This is a genomic window from Microcella humidisoli (genome assembly GCF_024362325.1).
GTDB classification, from domain to species: domain Bacteria; phylum Actinomycetota; class Actinomycetes; order Actinomycetales; family Microbacteriaceae; genus Microcella; species Microcella humidisoli.
Map to the genome: position 1 here is coordinate 938,837 of NZ_CP101497.1, position 14,660 is coordinate 953,496.

The window sequence follows — 14,660 nt, forward strand, 5'->3', positions numbered from 1 at the left end:
CCGCGCATGGCAGAGATCGTCGGCGATGCCGAACGCGGTGCGGGCTATTCGATGCGAGGACTGCAGGGCCGGGTCATCGACGGGGTCGGCCGGCAGATCATCGGCGGCCAGTACGCGCCCGGCGACCTGCTGCCCCGCGAGGCCGAGCTCACCGAGCAGTTCGGCGTCTCCCGCACCTCGGTGCGCGAGGGCATGCGCGTGCTCGCCGCGAAGGGCCTCGTCGACATTCGCCAGAAGATCGGCACGCGCGTGCGCCAGCCCGAGAACTGGAACGTCTTCGACAGCGACATCCTTCGGTGGCACAGCGAGGTCGGCCGCGGCGACGAGATCATGCGCAACCTCGTCGAGGTGCGCCAGATCATGGAGCCCGCCGCCGCCCGCCTCGCCGCGGGCCGCTCGTCGATGGACGACCTGCGCCGCATGGACGACGCGCTGCACGACATGGTCGCCAACGCCACCGACCGCGAGGGCTACGCGCACGCCGACGTCGAGTTCCACCTCGCCGTCTACGCCGCCTCGCACAACGTGCTGCTGCGGCAGTTCGGCAGCGTCGTCGCCGACTTCATGTACTCCTCGTTCACGGTTCAGCAGGCCACGGCGGCCGACGACGAGGTTTTCTCCGAAGACGCCGAGACCCACGCCGCCGTCTTCCACGCCATCAACGGCGGCAACGGCGAGAAGGCCGCCGAGGCCATGCTGCGCGTCGTGCTCGACGGCAAGAACGCGCTCATCAAGGCCCTCAGCGAGCAGCGCGATGGCGCTGCGACTGCGTAGACCGTCAGGGGCATCGGGATGACCGCGCAACCCGCGGTGCGCCTCGAGCACGGCGGCGTCAGCGCGACCGTGCTGCCCGATGAGGGCGGCGTGCTGCTCGACCTGCTCGTACACGGGCGGCCCGTGCTCACCGCGACGCCCTGGGGCTCGGCCGTGCTGCCCGGAGCCCGGCCGGCAGCGGATGAATCGACCTGGGTCGAGCGCTGGCGCGGCGGCTGGCAGCTGTGCTTTCCGACCGCGGGGCAGCCGAACCCGCTCGCCGCCGTGGCCGAAGGGTTTCACGGCACGGCCTCGCAAGCGCCCTGGCTCGAGGTCTCGCGCGCGCCCGACACGGTCGCCCTCGGCTGGGCCGACCGCGAGGGGCTGAGCGCCGAGCGCCTCTGGCGGCTCACCGACCACGGTGCCGCCGTCGCCACGCGCGTGCACAACGCGGGCGACTCGACGCGCGTGCTCGTCGCGGCCGAACACCTCATCCTCGGCGGTGACGTGCTCGCCGCCCCCCTCGCGCTCGACGTGCCCGCGGGCACGCAGCTGCGGCCGCTCGACTACGCCGGCCTACCCGAGGGGGCGCCTCTGCCGTGGCCGGGCGACCCGGCCGAACGCTGGACGGTCGTCGACCGAGCGACCCCGGCCCGCGTCACCGGGCTCGCGGGCGTGCAGCCCCAGCGCATCGGGGCGCGCGGCCCGCACGTCGACGTGCTCGTCGAGTGGCAGGGCGGCGCCCTGCCCCACGCGCTGCTCTGGGAAGAGCTCGGGGCCTCCCCCGAGCAACCCTGGAACGGGCAGGTCGTCGCGCTCGGCATCGAACCCACTTCGACCCCGCACGGCGCCGGCACCGCGCTCGACCTCGATCTGGTGCGACTGCCGCCCGGCGGCACGCTCGACTGGAGCGTGGCGCTGAGCGTGCGGTGGGCATCCACCACCCTCGACGAATCGGAGGCATCATGACCGCCCCTGTTGACGCGCCCCTGCGCACGATCGTGACGGGTGCCGCGAACGGCATCGGCGCGGCGATCGCCGACCGCCTGCGGGCGCGCGGCGACCACGTGATTGGCCTCGACCGCGAAGACGGTCAGGATGTCGTGATCACCGACCTCGCCGACCCCGAGGCCCGCGCGCGCGGCGCGGCGATCGCGGCGGAACGGCTGGGCGGCGTCGACGTACTCGTCACCGTGGCCGGCATCTTTCGCCAGGGCTCGATTCACGACAGCGGCTTCGACGACTGGCGGGCGGTGTGGGCCGTGAATCTGGATGCTCCGCTCGACCTCATGCGCATACTCACGCCCGGCATGGTGGCCCAGGGGTTCGGCCGCATCGTCACGATCACGAGCGTGCACGCTCGGCAGGCGCAACCGGGATGCCTCGCCTACGACGTATCGAAGGCGGGCCTCGAGGCGGCGACGCGCTCGGCCGCGCTCGACCTCGCCGCGCACGGCGTGCTCGCCAACGCGGTCGCGCCGGGCTTCGTGCGCACGCGCATGAGCCTGCTGCCCGACGGCACCGACGAGACCGACACCGACGCATTCCGCCAGCAGTATGTGGCGAGCGGCAAGCTGCCGCTCGGCCGCGCCGCGATGCCCGCCGAGATCGCGCCCGTCGTCGACTTCCTCAGCTCGCGCGACAACTCGTACACGACCGGCCAGGTGGTGACCGTCGACGGCGGCCTCACCATGACGTTCTAATCATGACGACGCTCGAGGGCCTCGGATTCCCCGAAGCGCTGCGGTGGCGCGGCGGAGCGCTGTGGTTCAGCGACATGTTCCGCTCGCGCGTGATGCGCTGGGTGCCGGGGTCGCCTGCTGTGGTGGTGCTCGACGCCGTGGGCGGCGGGCCGACCGTGCCGGGTGGGCTCGGGTGGATGCCCGGCGGGCCTGACGGCCCCGGCGACCTGCTCGTCGTCGACTGCGAGCAGCGCCGCGTGCTGCGCGTGCCGTTCGACGCCGCGGGACGCGCCGCCGGAGCCGTCTCGGTACATGCCGACCTCGCCGACCTCATGACGCATTCCGCGAACGACATGCACGTCGATCCCGACGGCACGGCGTGGGTCGGCGGCTACGGATTCGACCCCGAGCACGACGAGCCGGTGCCCTCGCCGCTCGTGCGCGTGGCGCCCGACGGCACGGTCTCGACCAGCGCATCCGTCTTCGTCTTCCCCAACGGCTGCGAGCGCGACGCGACCGGCGCCCTGCTGGTGGCCGAGACCTTCGCCGACCGTGTGTCGCTGATGTCCCATGACAACAGCGTCACATCGCGGGGGCGGTTCGCCGCGGGCAGCGGACCCGACGGCCTGTCGATCGCGCCCGACGGCACCGTGTACGTCGCGCTCGCCTTCGCGGGCGCCCTTGCGCGCCTCGCTCCGGCGACTGCCACCGAGAGCGACGCGGGCCCGGATGCGGAGCCCACGATCGTCTACCGCGCCGAGCCGATCGCCGCTGGCCCCGGAGCCGGCCCGCTCGGGGTCTACGACTGCGCGGTGCTGGGTGACACGAGCCGCATCGCCGTCGCGATGGCCAGCCTCGACGAAGACCTCGCGATGCGCGTCGACACCGGCCGCATCGCGCTGCTCGACCTGCCCTGAAGCAGGCCGAGCAGCGCGCGACGCGGCATGAGCGACTAGCCCTTCTCGCCGCCCTCGGTCGTGTTCATGATGCGCTTCTGGAAGATGAAGAAGAGCACCGCGACGGGGATCGTCATGAGCACCGCCGCGGCGAGTTGCAGCGGGAACTGGTTGCCCGAACCCAACTGGCCCGACACGAGCGAGGCCACACCCGTCGTGAGCGTGTTGAGCTCGGGGCTCTGCCGCGACACGATGAAGTGGCCGAGCTCGTTCCACGACCCCTGGAACGAGAGGATGAACAGCGTCACCAGGGCGGGCCTCGCCATGGGCAGCACGATCGTCCAGAAGGTGCGGAACGTGCCCGCCCCGTCGATGCGCGCCGCCTCTTCGATGCTCACCGGGATCGAGTCGAAGAACTGCTTCATGATGAACACCCCCGCCGCGGTCGACAACAGCGGGATGATCATGCCGCCGTAGGTGTCGTACAGCCCGAGCTGCTGCAGGATGAGGAACCGCGGGATGAGCAGCACGACGCCCGGCACCGACAGAATCGCGATGTAGGCGACGAAGACCGCCGTGCGGCCGCGGAACTTCAGGCGCGAGAGCGCGTAGCCCGCGAGCGAGTCGAAGAACACGCGCCCCACCGTGACGACCGTCGCGATGAGCATCGTGTTGCCCGCCCAGAGCGGGAACGGCACATCGCCGAACAACCGCTCGTAGGCCGCGAACGTGATGGTCTGGGGAATCAGGCCCAGAGCATCCTGCGTCGCTTCGGCATCGGTCTTGAACGACGCTGAGATCGAGATGATGAAGGGGTAGATGTACACCAGCGCGAGGCCGATGAGAATCAGGTAGCTCAGCAGCATCGTCGTGCGCGCGCGACCGCCGAGCACCTTGCGGCGGCGGAACGATCGCGGCTGCTGGTCGTCGGCGGCCTCGATGGTCGGCGTGACGGCGCTCATCGCAGTCCTCCGTCGACCGTGAACGCCGCGCCCGCGGCCGCCTTGTCGGCGGTCGACGTCTCGGCCGGCTTGCTCGAGCTCGAGGCCTTCCGCTTGCGCGGTCCTCGCTCGGCGAGCGCCCAGCGCTGCAGCAGCGTCAGCACGATGATGAAGAGGAAGAGGATGAACGCGATCGCCGCGCCCTGCCCCCACTCGAGGTCGACGAACGACGACCGGTAGGCGAGGAAGGCCGGTGTCGAGATGGTGCCGCCCGCCGAGGTGCCGCCGAGCACGTAGATCTGGTCGAAGACCTGCCACGAGCCGATGAGGCCGAGCGTGAGCACCGTGAAGAGCGTCGGCCGCAGCATGGGCACCGTGATGGAGAAGAACTTGCGCACGGGGCCCGCGCCGTCCATGAGCGAGGCCTCGTCGATCTCGGCACCGATGCTCTGCAGCGCGGCGAGGAAGAGCAGCATGAACGTGCCCGAGGTCGTGAAGATCGCGAGCATGATGAGCGAGCTCATCGCCACTGAGGGACCGGCGAGCCACTCCCATCCCGAGATGCCGAGGAAGCCCGGCTCGGCGAGCAGGCCGCTCGGCTGGGTGATGCCGAACAGGCTCAAGAAGCCGTGGAACAGCCCCGTCGAGTCATTGAACCAGTCGGGCCCGTCGATGCCGAAGGCGCCGATCACGGCATTGACGGCGCCGGATGCGGTGAACAGGAACTGGAAGACGATCACGATCGCGACGGTGCTCGTCACCGAGGGGAAGTAGAACGCGGTGCGGAAGAAGCCGCGGCCGCGCAGCGCTGCGCGGTTGACCTGCACGGCGAGCAGCAGCGCGATGATCGTCTGCAGCGGCACGACGAAGAGCACGTAGTAGAGGTTGTTGCGCACGGCGGTGCCGAAGTTCTGCTGGTCGAGGCCGTCATCGACGGTGATGGCGGCGTAGTTCTCGAGTCCGACGAAGTTGACGCGCGGGTTGAGGGGCGACTGGAATCCGTTCCAGTCGCTGAAGCTCACCCAGAGGGCGAGCGCGATGGGGATCACGAGGAAGACGAGCGTGATCACCACCGAGGGGGCGACGAAGAGCCACCCCGCGCGGGCCTCGCCGCGGCGGATTCCTCCGCCGCGACGAGGCCGTACTGCGGTGCGAGCCACAGTGGTTATCCGTTCGCCTCGTCGAACGCAGCCTGCAGGTTGTCCTGCAGCGGGGTGAGCAGGCTCGACGGCTCAGCGCTGCCGATCTGCTCGAGCTGCGTGTTGAAGTCGGCGATCGCCGCAGCCGCGCCCTGGAACGCCACCGGGCTCGCCGCCGAGGCGACACCGGCCACGAAGGCCGCGTTCTCGGGGAACTGCTCGGCGTACGCGGCCGAACCGGACTCGGTCGACGGGATGACACCGAAGGCCTCGGCGAACGCGAGCTGCTGCTCGTCGCTCGTGAGGAACTCGATGAGGTTCAGCGTCGCGTCGCGCGTCTCGGAATCGATCGGCATACCCCAGCAGTTGCTGAACGCGAACGTCGACGGGCCACCGGGGCCAGCAGGCAGCTCGACCGAGATGAACTTCCGGTCAGGGAAGTCGTTGCGCATGGCGCCGTTGATCCACGGACCCTCGATCACCATCGCAGCCTTGCCGAGACCGAAGGCCTCGCCGCCCCAGCCCGCCTCGAGCTCCTGCGGGAACTTGAGCGAACCGGCCTCGATGAGGCCCTGCAGGTACGCGAGCCCCTCGGCGTTCTCGGCGCTGTCGGCCGTGATCGCGTCGCCGTCGACGAGCGTGCCGCCGGCCTGGTTCATGAAGACACCCACGCGGGCGTACTCACGACCCATCGAGAGGCCGACCTGGTCGTCGGTGGTCAGCGCGGCCGCCACGGTCGCGAGCTGGTCCCAGTCGGTCGGCACATCGGCGTCGGTCAGGCCAGCGGCCTCCCAGGCGTCGGTGTTGATCTGCAGACCGAGGGTCGAGAAGTCCTTCGGCGCGCAGTAGAACTGCCCGTCGTAGCTGAACTGATCGCGCAGCGCCGGCAGGAAGTCGCCGGCGTTGGCGAGGTCCTCCGCGTAGGGCTCGAGGAACCCCTGCGCCGCGTAGGTCTGGAACTGGTCCCACGGCATGTAGAACAGGTCGGGCGGGTTGTTGCCCGAGAAGCCCTGGCCGAGCTGCTGCACCAGGTCGCTCGCGGCGATGACCTCGACCGAGTTGCCGGTCTCGTCGGCCCACGCGTCGGCGGCCGCCTGCACAGCGGTCGTCTCGGCGTCGCCGCTCGAGCCGATGAGCATCGTCAGCTCCTGGCCCGTCTGCACCTCGCCGCCCTCGTCAGCCGGCGCGCACGCCGCTAGAGTGACGACGAGCCCCGCGGCGAGAGCCGCGGCACTCCATTGTGATGTCCTCACGATGTTTCCTTTCGATGAGTGATTGCCGGGGCCTCAGGCACCGGTGATCTCGCCGAGCGCGCGGTGGGTAGACCGCCGTTCGACAAGTCGAGGCACGAGGAGCCGATTCGTCGGCTCCTCGTTGCTGTCTGGATTCGGCAGGACGACGTCGCCCTCCGGCCCGAACAGCAGAGTCAGGGCAGCCGCGACGACCTCGTCGAGCGGCTGGTCGATGCTCGACAGCCCCACCGCCGACGCGACGGGGGTGTTGTCGAACCCGATGATCGGCACATCGCCGCGACCGTCCTCGGTCGCGGCCATCGAGGCGCCGAGCGCGAGCGAGTCGCTCGCGCACACGATGGCGTCGGGCGGCTCCGCCATCGAGAGCAGGTGGCGGGCCGAGATCGCCCCCTGGTCGACACCGTCCTCCGTGACGACCTGGTAGCGGTAGCGGTCGTCGGCCGAGAGACCGCACGCCTCTTCCCATCCCGCGCGCCGTTCATCGCCCGTGCCCGAGGGGCTCGGCCAGCCGATGTAGGCCACGGTCGAGCAGCCGGCCGCGCGCAGGCGCGCGGTCGCATCCCGCACCCCCGCCCGGCCGTCGACGTCGACCCAGCGGTGCCGGGGGTCGTCGACCGCCGTGCCCCACGGCCGGCCGAATGACACGAACGGCACCTCGTGCTCGATGAGCCAGGCGATGCGCGGGTCGCCGTGGAAGGTGGCGATGAGGATGAAGGCGTCGATGTCGCTGCCGTCGCGCAGGCGGCGGATGTGCGAGAGCTCGTCGTCGGCGCCGTTGGCGGTGAAGATCATGACGCGCAGGTCGCGCGCGTCGGCCTGCTCGGCGAGCTTGTGCACGAAGCGGTCGAGCACGGCGCCCGAGATGCCGTCGCGCAGCGGGTCGAGCCGCAGGCCGATGGTCGATGACTTGCGGGTGCGCAACCGGCGGGCGGAGGCGTGCGGGCGGTAGCCGAGCCGGTCGATCGCCTCCTGCACCCGCAGGCGGGTCTGCTCGCGCACGATCTCGGGGGCGTTGATGACGTTCGAGACGGTCTGGCGCGAGACCTGCGCGGCCTCGGCCACGTCGTCGACGGTGGGCATGCGCGCCATCTCCCCCGCCTCCCTTGGTGGTGTTCTGCGCCCGATCGATCGGCCTCAGAAGAATTCGCCTCGATCGTTTTGATCGATCAAATTATTCGGTAGTGTTGCCGATATTCGACACCGGTGTCAACCCCTACGGCGCCGGCACCCGCGACTCAGCCAGGAGGCCGACCACCGTGACCGCATCACTGCAACCGCTGCTGAACGACGAGCTCGTCGTGCTGCGGGCCCCCACGCAGGCGTGGTCGTCGCCGCGCGGAACCATGGGCGATGCGGCCATCCACGGCATCTACGTGAGCGACGTGCGCCTCGTGCGCGGCCTGCGCGTGCGCGTCGGCGATCAGGATGCGGAGCACCTGTCGACCTCGCTGCGCAGTGCCGACGGCGCCCGCATCGAGTCGCTCTTGCGCCACCTCGACGACCACACGCCCGACCCAGAGGTGCGGCTGACGCTCGAGCGCACGGTCGACGCGCGCGGCGTGCACGACCGCCTGACGGTGCGCAACCGCCACGAGCACGCCCTCAGCGCGCCGGTCGTCATCGAGCTCGACCTCGACGCCTCGAGCATGGACGACGTCAAGCTCGGGCACGCGCCCACCGCGAGCCCCGAGCTCGTTATCGAGCCCTCCGGCGGCGGCGCGACCGCGCGCTGGAGCGGCGAGAGCGTCGCGGCGCGCGTCAGCTCGACCGCGCTCGAGATCGAGCGCACCCCCACGGGCATCCGCCTCGTCACGACGATCGAGGTCGGGCCCGGCGGCAGCGCCAGCGTCGACTGGCGGCTCGACGCCGACGACGCGATCGGAGCCGTGCGCGGCGACGCGCGGCCCGTGCCGTGGAATCGCCCCGAGGTGCACGCGGGCGACCAGCGCCTCACGCGCTGGGTCGACCGCGCGCTCGACGACCTCGACGCGCTGCGCATGACCACGGCGCAGCATCCGGAAGAGACGTTTCTCGCCGCCGGCGCCCCCTGGTTCTTCACGCTCTTCGGCCGCGATTCGCTGTGGGCCGCGCGCATGATGCTGCCGCTCGGCACGCAGCTGGCGGGCAGCACCCTGCGCGTGCTCGCGGGCCTGCAGGGCACGCGCGACGAGCCCGAGTCGGCGCAGGAGCCGGGCAAGATCATGCACGAGCTGCGCCGCCAGTCGCTCGTGATCGACGACGACATCACGCTGCCGCCGCTCTACTACGGAACCGTCGACGCCACCCCGCTCTGGGTGTGCCTGCTGCACGACGCCTGGCAGTGGGGCCTGCCCGACGACGAGGTGCGCGCCCTGCTGCCGAACCTCGAAGCCGCGCTCGGCTGGATGCGCGACAGCGGCGACGCCGACGGCGACGGCCTGCTCGAGTACATCGACCGCAGCGGGCACGGCCTGGCCAACCAGGGCTGGAAAGACTCGGGCGACAGCGTGCAGTGGCGCGACGGCTCGCTCGCCGACGGCCCGATCGCGCTGTGCGAAGTGCAGGCCTACGCCTACGAGGCGGCCATGGGCGGCGCCGCGCTGCTCGAAGCGTTCGGCCGACCCGGCGCTGACGAGTGGCGCGCCTGGGCCGAGCGCCTGCGCACGGCTTTCCACGCCGCGTTCTGGATCACCGACGCCGAGCGCTGCGGCGATCTCGGCCCGTATCCGGCCATCGCGCTCGACGCGCAGAAGCGCCCCGTCGACACCGTCACGAGCAACCTCGGGCACCTGCTCGGCACGGGCCTGCTCGACGCCGAGCAGTCGGCGCTCGTCGCCGCCCGCCTCGGCTCGCCCGAGCTCGACTCGGGCTACGGCCTGCGCACGATGTCGACCGACTCGACCGGCTACTGGCCGCTGAGCTACCACGGCGGCTCGGTGTGGACCCACGACACCGCCATCGCCGTGCTCGGGCTCGCCCGCGAGGGGCACGACGAGGTGGCGACCTCGCTCGCGCGCGGGCTGCTGCGCGCCGCCGAGGGCTTCGACTACCGCATGCCCGAGCTGCACTCGGGCGACCCCGTCGACGAGGTCGGCCTCCCCGTGCCGTACCCCGCCGCCTGCCGCCCGCAGGCGTGGTCGGCGGCCTCCTCGGTGGCCGTGCTCAGCGCGGCCCTGGGGCTGCGACCGGATGCCCTGGCCGGCACCGTGCACTCGTCACCGCTCCGGGGCCTCGGGTCCGTCGCCGTGCGCGGGCTGCGCATCGGCGACCGGTCGGTCGACGTCGGGCTCTGACCGCTGCTCCTGCTCGCCCGAAGGCTGCGAGCCCGACGCCTCGCGCTCGGCGAGCGAGCGACGCACGGCCGGGCCCAGCACGATCACGGCGACGGCCAGCAGCACGAGCAGCAGCACGCCGAGCACCGCGGCAGTCAGAACGATGATGATCGACAGATCCACGCGCTCAGCATGGCACCGCTCGCGGGCGCTGCGCCCGCCCGCTCCGAGCTGCGTCGTTCAGAGCAGCGTCGCCGCGAGGAAGGCCGCGTAGGCGGCGAGCGCCGCCCAGGCGGTGACGTCGATCGCGCGCTTCGTCGCCCGGGCGAGCACGAGCGCCGCGGTCGTCGCGAGCAGCGCCCAGCAGATCGAGTGCCCGAAGCGGATGAGCCACGACTGCACCCCCGTGGTCGACGCGGCGCGCTCGGGCACGACGAACAGCCACAGCACCGCGAGGCCGAGGCTCACGACGAGCCCGCCGACGGCGAGCGCGGTGCGATGCCGCTCGACGAACCGAGGGCGCGGGGCAGGACTCGTGGTCATGCCCCCAGGCAAGCAGGTGCGCGGCCCGGCGGGCATCCCCCGATCGGTGGATGCTCGCGCGACGGCCGACGGCCAGCGGGCGCCTAGCGCCCCATCTTGCTCAGTGTCGCGACGACCTGCCGCGCGATGTTGCGACCCGCGCGGTTCGCGCCGATCGTCGAGGCGGCCGGGCCGTAGCCCGCGAAGAACACGCGGGGGTCGCGCGCCGAGTGGTGGCTCGCCACCGAGACGCCGCCCTCCTTCTCGCGGAGCTTGAGCGGGGCGAGGTGGCGCAGCTCGGGCCGGAAGCCGGTGGCCCAGATGATGGCGTCGGCGGCCTGGCGCGTTCCGTCCTGCCAGACCACAGCATCCGGTTCGATCGTGGCGAACATGGGCTTGAAGTCGAGCACCCCGCGATCGAGCGCGGCCTGGATGCGGCGCGTGCGCGGCACGCCCGTGCCCGAGACGATGCTCGGCAAGGCGCGTCCGGCGCGCGCGGCCTCGTCTTGCGCCGCGACGGCCTGCTCGGCGGCCTCGAGGTTGAGCTCGACCTCGTCGAGGAACTCGGGCGGGCGCCGCGTGGCCCACGTGATGCTCGCGGCGTGGCCCTCCAGCTCGAGGATGAACCCGATCGCGCTCGTGCCGGCGCCCACGACGACGACGTTGAGCCCCGCGAACTCTTCGGCGGCGACGTAGTCGGCGGTGTGCACCTGCCGGCCGAGGAAGCCGTCGCGCCCGGGGTACCAGGGCACGAAGGGCGAGCCCCACGTGCCGGTGGCGTTGACGATCGTCGAAGCGCCGAGCTCGAGCGGGCCGTTCTCGGTCGTGAGCCGCACGAGCAGGTCGCGGCCGAGATCCTCCACGTGCGTCACCGAGGCCGGGCGCACCACCTGCAGGCCGTAGTGCTCTTCGTACCGCCGGTAGTAGTCGGCCACGACCTCGCGCGCCGGAGCGTGGTGGTCGGCGGTCGTGAAGCTCAGCCCCAGCTCGTCCATGCCCGGCAGGTCGTTCACGCGGTGGGCCGAGCCGAGGCGCAGCGCCTCCCAGCGGAACTGCCAGGCTCCGCCCGTGCTCGGGCCGCGGTCGAGCAGCACGAATTCCTGCCCTGCCTCGAGGCCGAGCCGCCGCAAGTAGTAGGCCACCGAGAGGCCGGCTTGCCCCGCTCCGATGACCACGCACGAGGTGGTCAGGTCGGGGGCAGTCACCCGCCCTACGCTACCCCGTGCGCGGGATGCTGCGGCAGGGGAACCGGGTCGGCTCACGGGCCGTGCGTGCTAAACTTCCGCACAGTTTTTCTACCGTCCCGACTCGGCATTCTGGGGTTCTCCCTAGCTCACCCGACGACACACTGTGAGGGGGTCACGCATGGGGCGCGGCCGACAGAAGGCGAAGCACACCAAGGTGGCTCGCGAGTTGAAGTACTTCACTCCCGACACGAACCTGACGGCGCTCGAGCGCGAGCTCGCGGCTGCCGCGCACGCCGAAGAGTACGAAGACAAGTGGGCTCACCTCGTCGATGACGAGGACGACCTCGACGACGACGAGCTCGACGAGGACGACGCGGCGAACCCGACGGCGCAGACCGCCTAGAGCGTCAGCTCGCGGCGAACGAGCCGACGAGCCTCACGGCTCCGCCGTTCACGCCCTTCGCGCCCTGCTCGAACCCGGTGAGGTCCTGCGCGGCCGTCGAGACGCGGCCGGCGACCCACGCGGGCACGCCCCGGCTCTCGAGCGCGCGGATGACGGAGCTCGCGGTGTCGTGGGCGACGACGGCGAGCATCCCGAGCCCCAGGTTCCACGTGCCCTCGGTCGACTCGAGGGTGTCACCCGCGAGGTCCGCGAGCACGCGGAAGACGGTGGGCGGGCTCCACGAGCCGCGATCGACCTCGACCCAGCTGCCCACGGGCAGCACGCGCGCGAGGTTGGCGGCGATGCCGCCGCCCGTCACGTGGCTGAGGGCGTGAATGGCGCCGGGCAGCTCGGCGAGGGTGTCGAGCAGCGGCGCCGTGTAGAGCGCGGTGGGGGTCAGCAGGGTATGGCCCACGACGCCGCCGAACTCGGGCAGCTCGTCGTGGTACCCGATCTTCTTCTCGGCGAGGATGTGGCGCACGAGCGAGAAGCCGTTCGAGTGCAAGCCGCTCGACGCCATCGCGATGACGACGTCGCCGTGCTGCACGCGCTCGGGCCCGAGCACCTCGTCGGCCTCGACGACGCCGACCGCGGCACCCGCAACGTCGTAGTCGTCGGGGCCGAGCAGGCCCGGGTGCTCGGCGGTCTCGCCGCCGACGAGCGCCGTGCCCGTCGCGGCGCACGCCTCGGCGATGCCGCGCACGATGTCGGCGATGCGCTGCGGGTGCACCTTCCCGCATGCGATGTAGTCGGTCATGAAGAGGGGCTTCGCGCCCACGACGACGATGTCGTCGACGACCATCGCCACGAGGTCCTGCCCGATCGTGTCGTGAATATCGAGGGCCTGCGCGATCGCGACCTTCGTGCCGACGCCGTCGGTGCTCGTGGCCAGCAGCGGGCGGCGGTAGCCGAGCAGCGCGCTCGCATCGAAGAGACCCGCGAAGCCGCCCACCCCGCCGAGCACCTCGGGGCCGTGCGTGGCGCCGACGGAGGCCTTCATGAGCTCGACCGCACGGTCGCCGGCCGCGGTGTCGACGCCGGCGGCGGCATAAGAATTCGTCATTCGTTCATCCGTTCCGCGGTCTGACAGACTGGCCTGCGTCACCGTCAACCTTACGGTCTGGAGCACGCCCCGCATGTGCGGCATCGTCGGCATCGTCTCGTCGAGTCCCGTCAACCAGCAGGTCTACGACGCGTTGGCTCTGCTGCAGCACCGGGGGCAAGACAGCACCGGCATCGCCACCGCCGAAGGGCGCGTGCTGCACATGGCGAAGGCCAAGGGGCAGGTGCGCGAGGCCTACCGCACGCGCGACATGCGCAGCCTGCTGGGCACCATGGGCCTGGGGCACGTGCGGTACGCCACCCGGGGTTCAGCATCCAGTGAAGAAGAGGCGCAGCCGTTCTACGTGAACGCGCCGTACGGCATCATCCTCGTGCACAACGGCAACCTCACGAACACGCGCGAGCTGACGCGCGAGCTGTTCGACGTCGACCGCCGCCACCTCAACACCAACAGCGACACCGAGCTGCTCGTCAACGTGCTCGCGCACGAGCTGCAGGCCCAGGTGACGGGGAACGACCTCGACCCCGACCAGGTCTTCGCCGCGATCAGCCGCCTGCACGAGCGCGTGGAAGGCTCTTACGCCGCGATCGCCCTCATCGCCGGCCACGGTCTGCTGGCGTTCCGCGACCCCTTCGGCATCCGCCCCCTCGTGCTCGGCCGCCGCACGACGGGCCTCACGGGCGACGAGTGGGTCGTCGCGAGCGAGTCGCTCGTGCTCGAGGCCGCGGGCTACGAGACGGTGCGCGACGTCGCGCCGGGCGAGGCCGTGTTCATCTCCGCCTCGGGCGAGATGGTCTCGAAGCAGTGCGCCGCGAACCCGCGCCTGATCCCGTGCTCGTTCGAGTACGTCTACCTCGCCCGCCCCGACTCGATCATGAACGGCATCTCGGTCTACGAGGCGCGGCTGCGGCTCGGCGACCGGCTCGCCGACACGATCGCGCAGTACACGCCCAAGGGCGACATCGACGTGGTCATGCCGATTCCCGACTCGTCGCGCCCCGCCGCCATGCAGGTGGCGCAGAAGCTCGGCATCGAGTACCGCGAGGGCTTCTACAAGAACCGCTACGTCGGCCGCACCTTCATCATGCCCGGGCAGGCCGAGCGCAAGAAGAGCGTCAAGCAGAAGCTCAACGCCATGTCGAGCGAGTTCGCCGGCAAGAACATCCTCATCGTCGACGACTCGATCGTGCGCGGCACGACCTCGAAAGAGATCGTCGAGATGGCCCGCGCGGCGGGAGCCAACAAGGTCACCTTCACCTCGGCCGCGCCTCCCGTGCGCTACCCGCACGTGTACGGCATCAACATGCCGACCCGCACCGAGCTCATCGCGCACGGCCGCAAGATTCCCGAGATCAACACCGAGCTCGGCAGCGACTACCTCATCTACCAGGAGGTCGCCGACATGCAGGCCGCGATTCTCGAGGGCAGCAGCATCGAGTCGCTCGAGATGAGCTGCTTCACGGGCGACTACGTCACCGGCACGGTGAGCCCCGAGTACCTGCGCTGGGTCGAGCAGAACCAGCTGAGCTAG

General features: G+C 71.2%; 15 protein-coding genes. 7 read left to right on the plus strand and 8 right to left on the minus strand.

Annotation, left to right across the window (positions count from 1 at the left end):
- Window positions 1-6: 6 nt before the first annotated feature.
- From NNL39_RS04465 to NNL39_RS04480, 4 genes are read left to right on the plus strand one after another with little or no spacing between them, the layout of a single operon-like run.
- The gene (locus NNL39_RS04465; protein ID WP_255160495.1) at window positions 7-774 is read left to right on the plus strand and encodes a FadR/GntR family transcriptional regulator; all 768 of its coding nucleotides are present in this window, start codon (window positions 7-9) and stop codon (window positions 772-774) included.
- Between the two features lie 18 nt (window positions 775-792).
- Window positions 793-1,722 (plus strand): aldose epimerase family protein, encoded by a 930-nt coding sequence (locus NNL39_RS04470; RefSeq protein WP_255160496.1) that lies wholly within the window; start codon window positions 793-795, stop codon window positions 1,720-1,722.
- Window positions 1,719-2,456, plus strand: coding sequence for an SDR family NAD(P)-dependent oxidoreductase (locus tag NNL39_RS04475; RefSeq protein WP_255160497.1), 738 nt, complete (start codon window positions 1,719-1,721; stop codon window positions 2,454-2,456). The genes NNL39_RS04470 and NNL39_RS04475 overlap by 4 nt, the downstream gene beginning before the upstream one ends.
- Before the next feature lie 2 nt (window positions 2,457-2,458).
- Window positions 2,459-3,352 (plus strand): SMP-30/gluconolactonase/LRE family protein, encoded by an 894-nt coding sequence (locus NNL39_RS04480; protein ID WP_255160498.1) that lies wholly within the window; start codon window positions 2,459-2,461, stop codon window positions 3,350-3,352.
- A 35-nt stretch (window positions 3,353-3,387) separates the two neighbouring features.
- Here NNL39_RS04480 and NNL39_RS04485 read toward each other — a convergent pair whose 3' ends face one another.
- From NNL39_RS04485 to NNL39_RS04500, 4 genes are read right to left on the minus strand one after another with little or no spacing between them, the layout of a single operon-like run.
- The gene (locus NNL39_RS04485) at window positions 3,388-4,293 is read right to left on the minus strand and encodes a carbohydrate ABC transporter permease (RefSeq protein WP_407665150.1); all 906 of its coding nucleotides are present in this window, start codon (window positions 4,291-4,293) and stop codon (window positions 3,388-3,390) included.
- Window positions 4,290-5,432: a carbohydrate ABC transporter permease gene (locus NNL39_RS04490; protein ID WP_255160499.1), complete on the minus strand. Its 1,143-nt coding sequence runs from the start codon at window positions 5,430-5,432 to the stop codon at window positions 4,290-4,292. The genes NNL39_RS04485 and NNL39_RS04490 overlap by 4 nt, the downstream gene beginning before the upstream one ends.
- A gap of 5 nt (window positions 5,433-5,437) precedes the next feature.
- The gene (locus NNL39_RS04495) at window positions 5,438-6,664 is read right to left on the minus strand and encodes a sugar ABC transporter substrate-binding protein (protein ID WP_255160500.1); all 1,227 of its coding nucleotides are present in this window, start codon (window positions 6,662-6,664) and stop codon (window positions 5,438-5,440) included.
- A gap of 33 nt (window positions 6,665-6,697) precedes the next feature.
- Window positions 6,698-7,744 carry a LacI family DNA-binding transcriptional regulator gene (locus NNL39_RS04500; protein WP_255160501.1) on the minus strand — a complete coding sequence of 349 codons (1,047 nt, stop codon included), beginning with the start codon at window positions 7,742-7,744 and terminating at the stop codon, window positions 6,698-6,700.
- A 176-nt stretch (window positions 7,745-7,920) separates the two neighbouring features.
- On the opposite strand from NNL39_RS04500, the gene NNL39_RS04505 reads away from it, so the two are divergent.
- Window positions 7,921-9,936, plus strand: coding sequence for a glycogen debranching N-terminal domain-containing protein (locus NNL39_RS04505; protein ID WP_255160502.1), 2,016 nt, complete (start codon window positions 7,921-7,923; stop codon window positions 9,934-9,936).
- Here the strand turns inward: NNL39_RS04505 and NNL39_RS04510 are convergent.
- From NNL39_RS04510 to NNL39_RS04520, 3 genes are all read right to left on the minus strand, one after another.
- On the minus strand, window positions 9,859-10,098 hold the full coding sequence (locus NNL39_RS04510) for a hypothetical protein (protein WP_255160503.1): 240 nt from the start codon (window positions 10,096-10,098) through the stop codon (window positions 9,859-9,861). The two genes, NNL39_RS04505 and NNL39_RS04510, sit on opposite strands and share 78 nt — an antisense overlap.
- A 57-nt stretch (window positions 10,099-10,155) precedes the next feature.
- A complete protein-coding gene (locus NNL39_RS04515; RefSeq protein ID WP_255160504.1) occupies window positions 10,156-10,458 on the minus strand; it encodes a hypothetical protein in 303 nt (100 codons plus the stop codon).
- Window positions 10,459-10,541: 83 nt separating this feature from the next.
- On the minus strand, window positions 10,542-11,642 hold the full coding sequence (locus tag NNL39_RS04520) for an NAD(P)-binding domain-containing protein (protein ID WP_255160505.1): 1,101 nt from the start codon (window positions 11,640-11,642) through the stop codon (window positions 10,542-10,544).
- 160 nt (window positions 11,643-11,802) lie between these two features.
- Here NNL39_RS04520 and NNL39_RS04525 point away from each other — a divergent pair, with 160 nt between their 5' ends.
- Window positions 11,803-12,027 (plus strand): DUF3073 domain-containing protein, encoded by a 225-nt coding sequence (locus NNL39_RS04525; protein ID WP_255160506.1) that lies wholly within the window; start codon window positions 11,803-11,805, stop codon window positions 12,025-12,027.
- A gap of 4 nt (window positions 12,028-12,031) precedes the next feature.
- On the opposite strand, the gene purM is transcribed toward NNL39_RS04525, so the two are convergent.
- On the minus strand, window positions 12,032-13,129 hold the full coding sequence (purM, locus tag NNL39_RS04530; RefSeq protein ID WP_255160507.1) for a phosphoribosylformylglycinamidine cyclo-ligase: 1,098 nt from the start codon (window positions 13,127-13,129) through the stop codon (window positions 12,032-12,034).
- Between the two features lie 73 nt (window positions 13,130-13,202).
- Between purM and purF the strand changes: the two genes are divergently transcribed.
- On the plus strand, window positions 13,203-14,660 hold the full coding sequence (gene purF, locus NNL39_RS04535; RefSeq protein ID WP_255160508.1) for an amidophosphoribosyltransferase: 1,458 nt from the start codon (window positions 13,203-13,205) through the stop codon (window positions 14,658-14,660).

Excerpts from the sequence above, each read along its gene's own strand:
- NNL39_RS04465 (WP_255160495.1), top strand. The coding sequence starts at position 7 with ATGGCAGAGATCGTCGGCGATGCCGAACGCGGTGCGGGCTATTCGATG.
- NNL39_RS04470 (WP_255160496.1), top strand. The coding sequence starts at position 793 with ATGACCGCGCAACCCGCGGTGCGCCTCGAGCACGGCGGCGTCAGCGCG.
- NNL39_RS04475 (WP_255160497.1), top strand. The coding sequence starts at position 1,719 with ATGACCGCCCCTGTTGACGCGCCCCTGCGCACGATCGTGACGGGTGCC.
- NNL39_RS04480 (WP_255160498.1), top strand. The coding sequence starts at position 2,459 with ATGACGACGCTCGAGGGCCTCGGATTCCCCGAAGCGCTGCGGTGGCGC.
- NNL39_RS04485 (WP_407665150.1), bottom strand. The coding sequence starts at position 4,293 with ATGAGCGCCGTCACGCCGACCATCGAGGCCGCCGACGACCAGCAGCCG.
- NNL39_RS04500 (WP_255160501.1), bottom strand. The coding sequence starts at position 7,744 with ATGCCCACCGTCGACGACGTGGCCGAGGCCGCGCAGGTCTCGCGCCAG.
- NNL39_RS04515 (WP_255160504.1), bottom strand. The coding sequence starts at position 10,458 with ATGACCACGAGTCCTGCCCCGCGCCCTCGGTTCGTCGAGCGGCATCGC.
- NNL39_RS04525 (WP_255160506.1), top strand. The coding sequence starts at position 11,803 with ATGGGGCGCGGCCGACAGAAGGCGAAGCACACCAAGGTGGCTCGCGAG.
- purM (WP_255160507.1), bottom strand. The coding sequence starts at position 13,129 with ATGACGAATTCTTATGCCGCCGCCGGCGTCGACACCGCGGCCGGCGAC.
- purF (WP_255160508.1), top strand. The coding sequence starts at position 13,203 with ATGTGCGGCATCGTCGGCATCGTCTCGTCGAGTCCCGTCAACCAGCAG.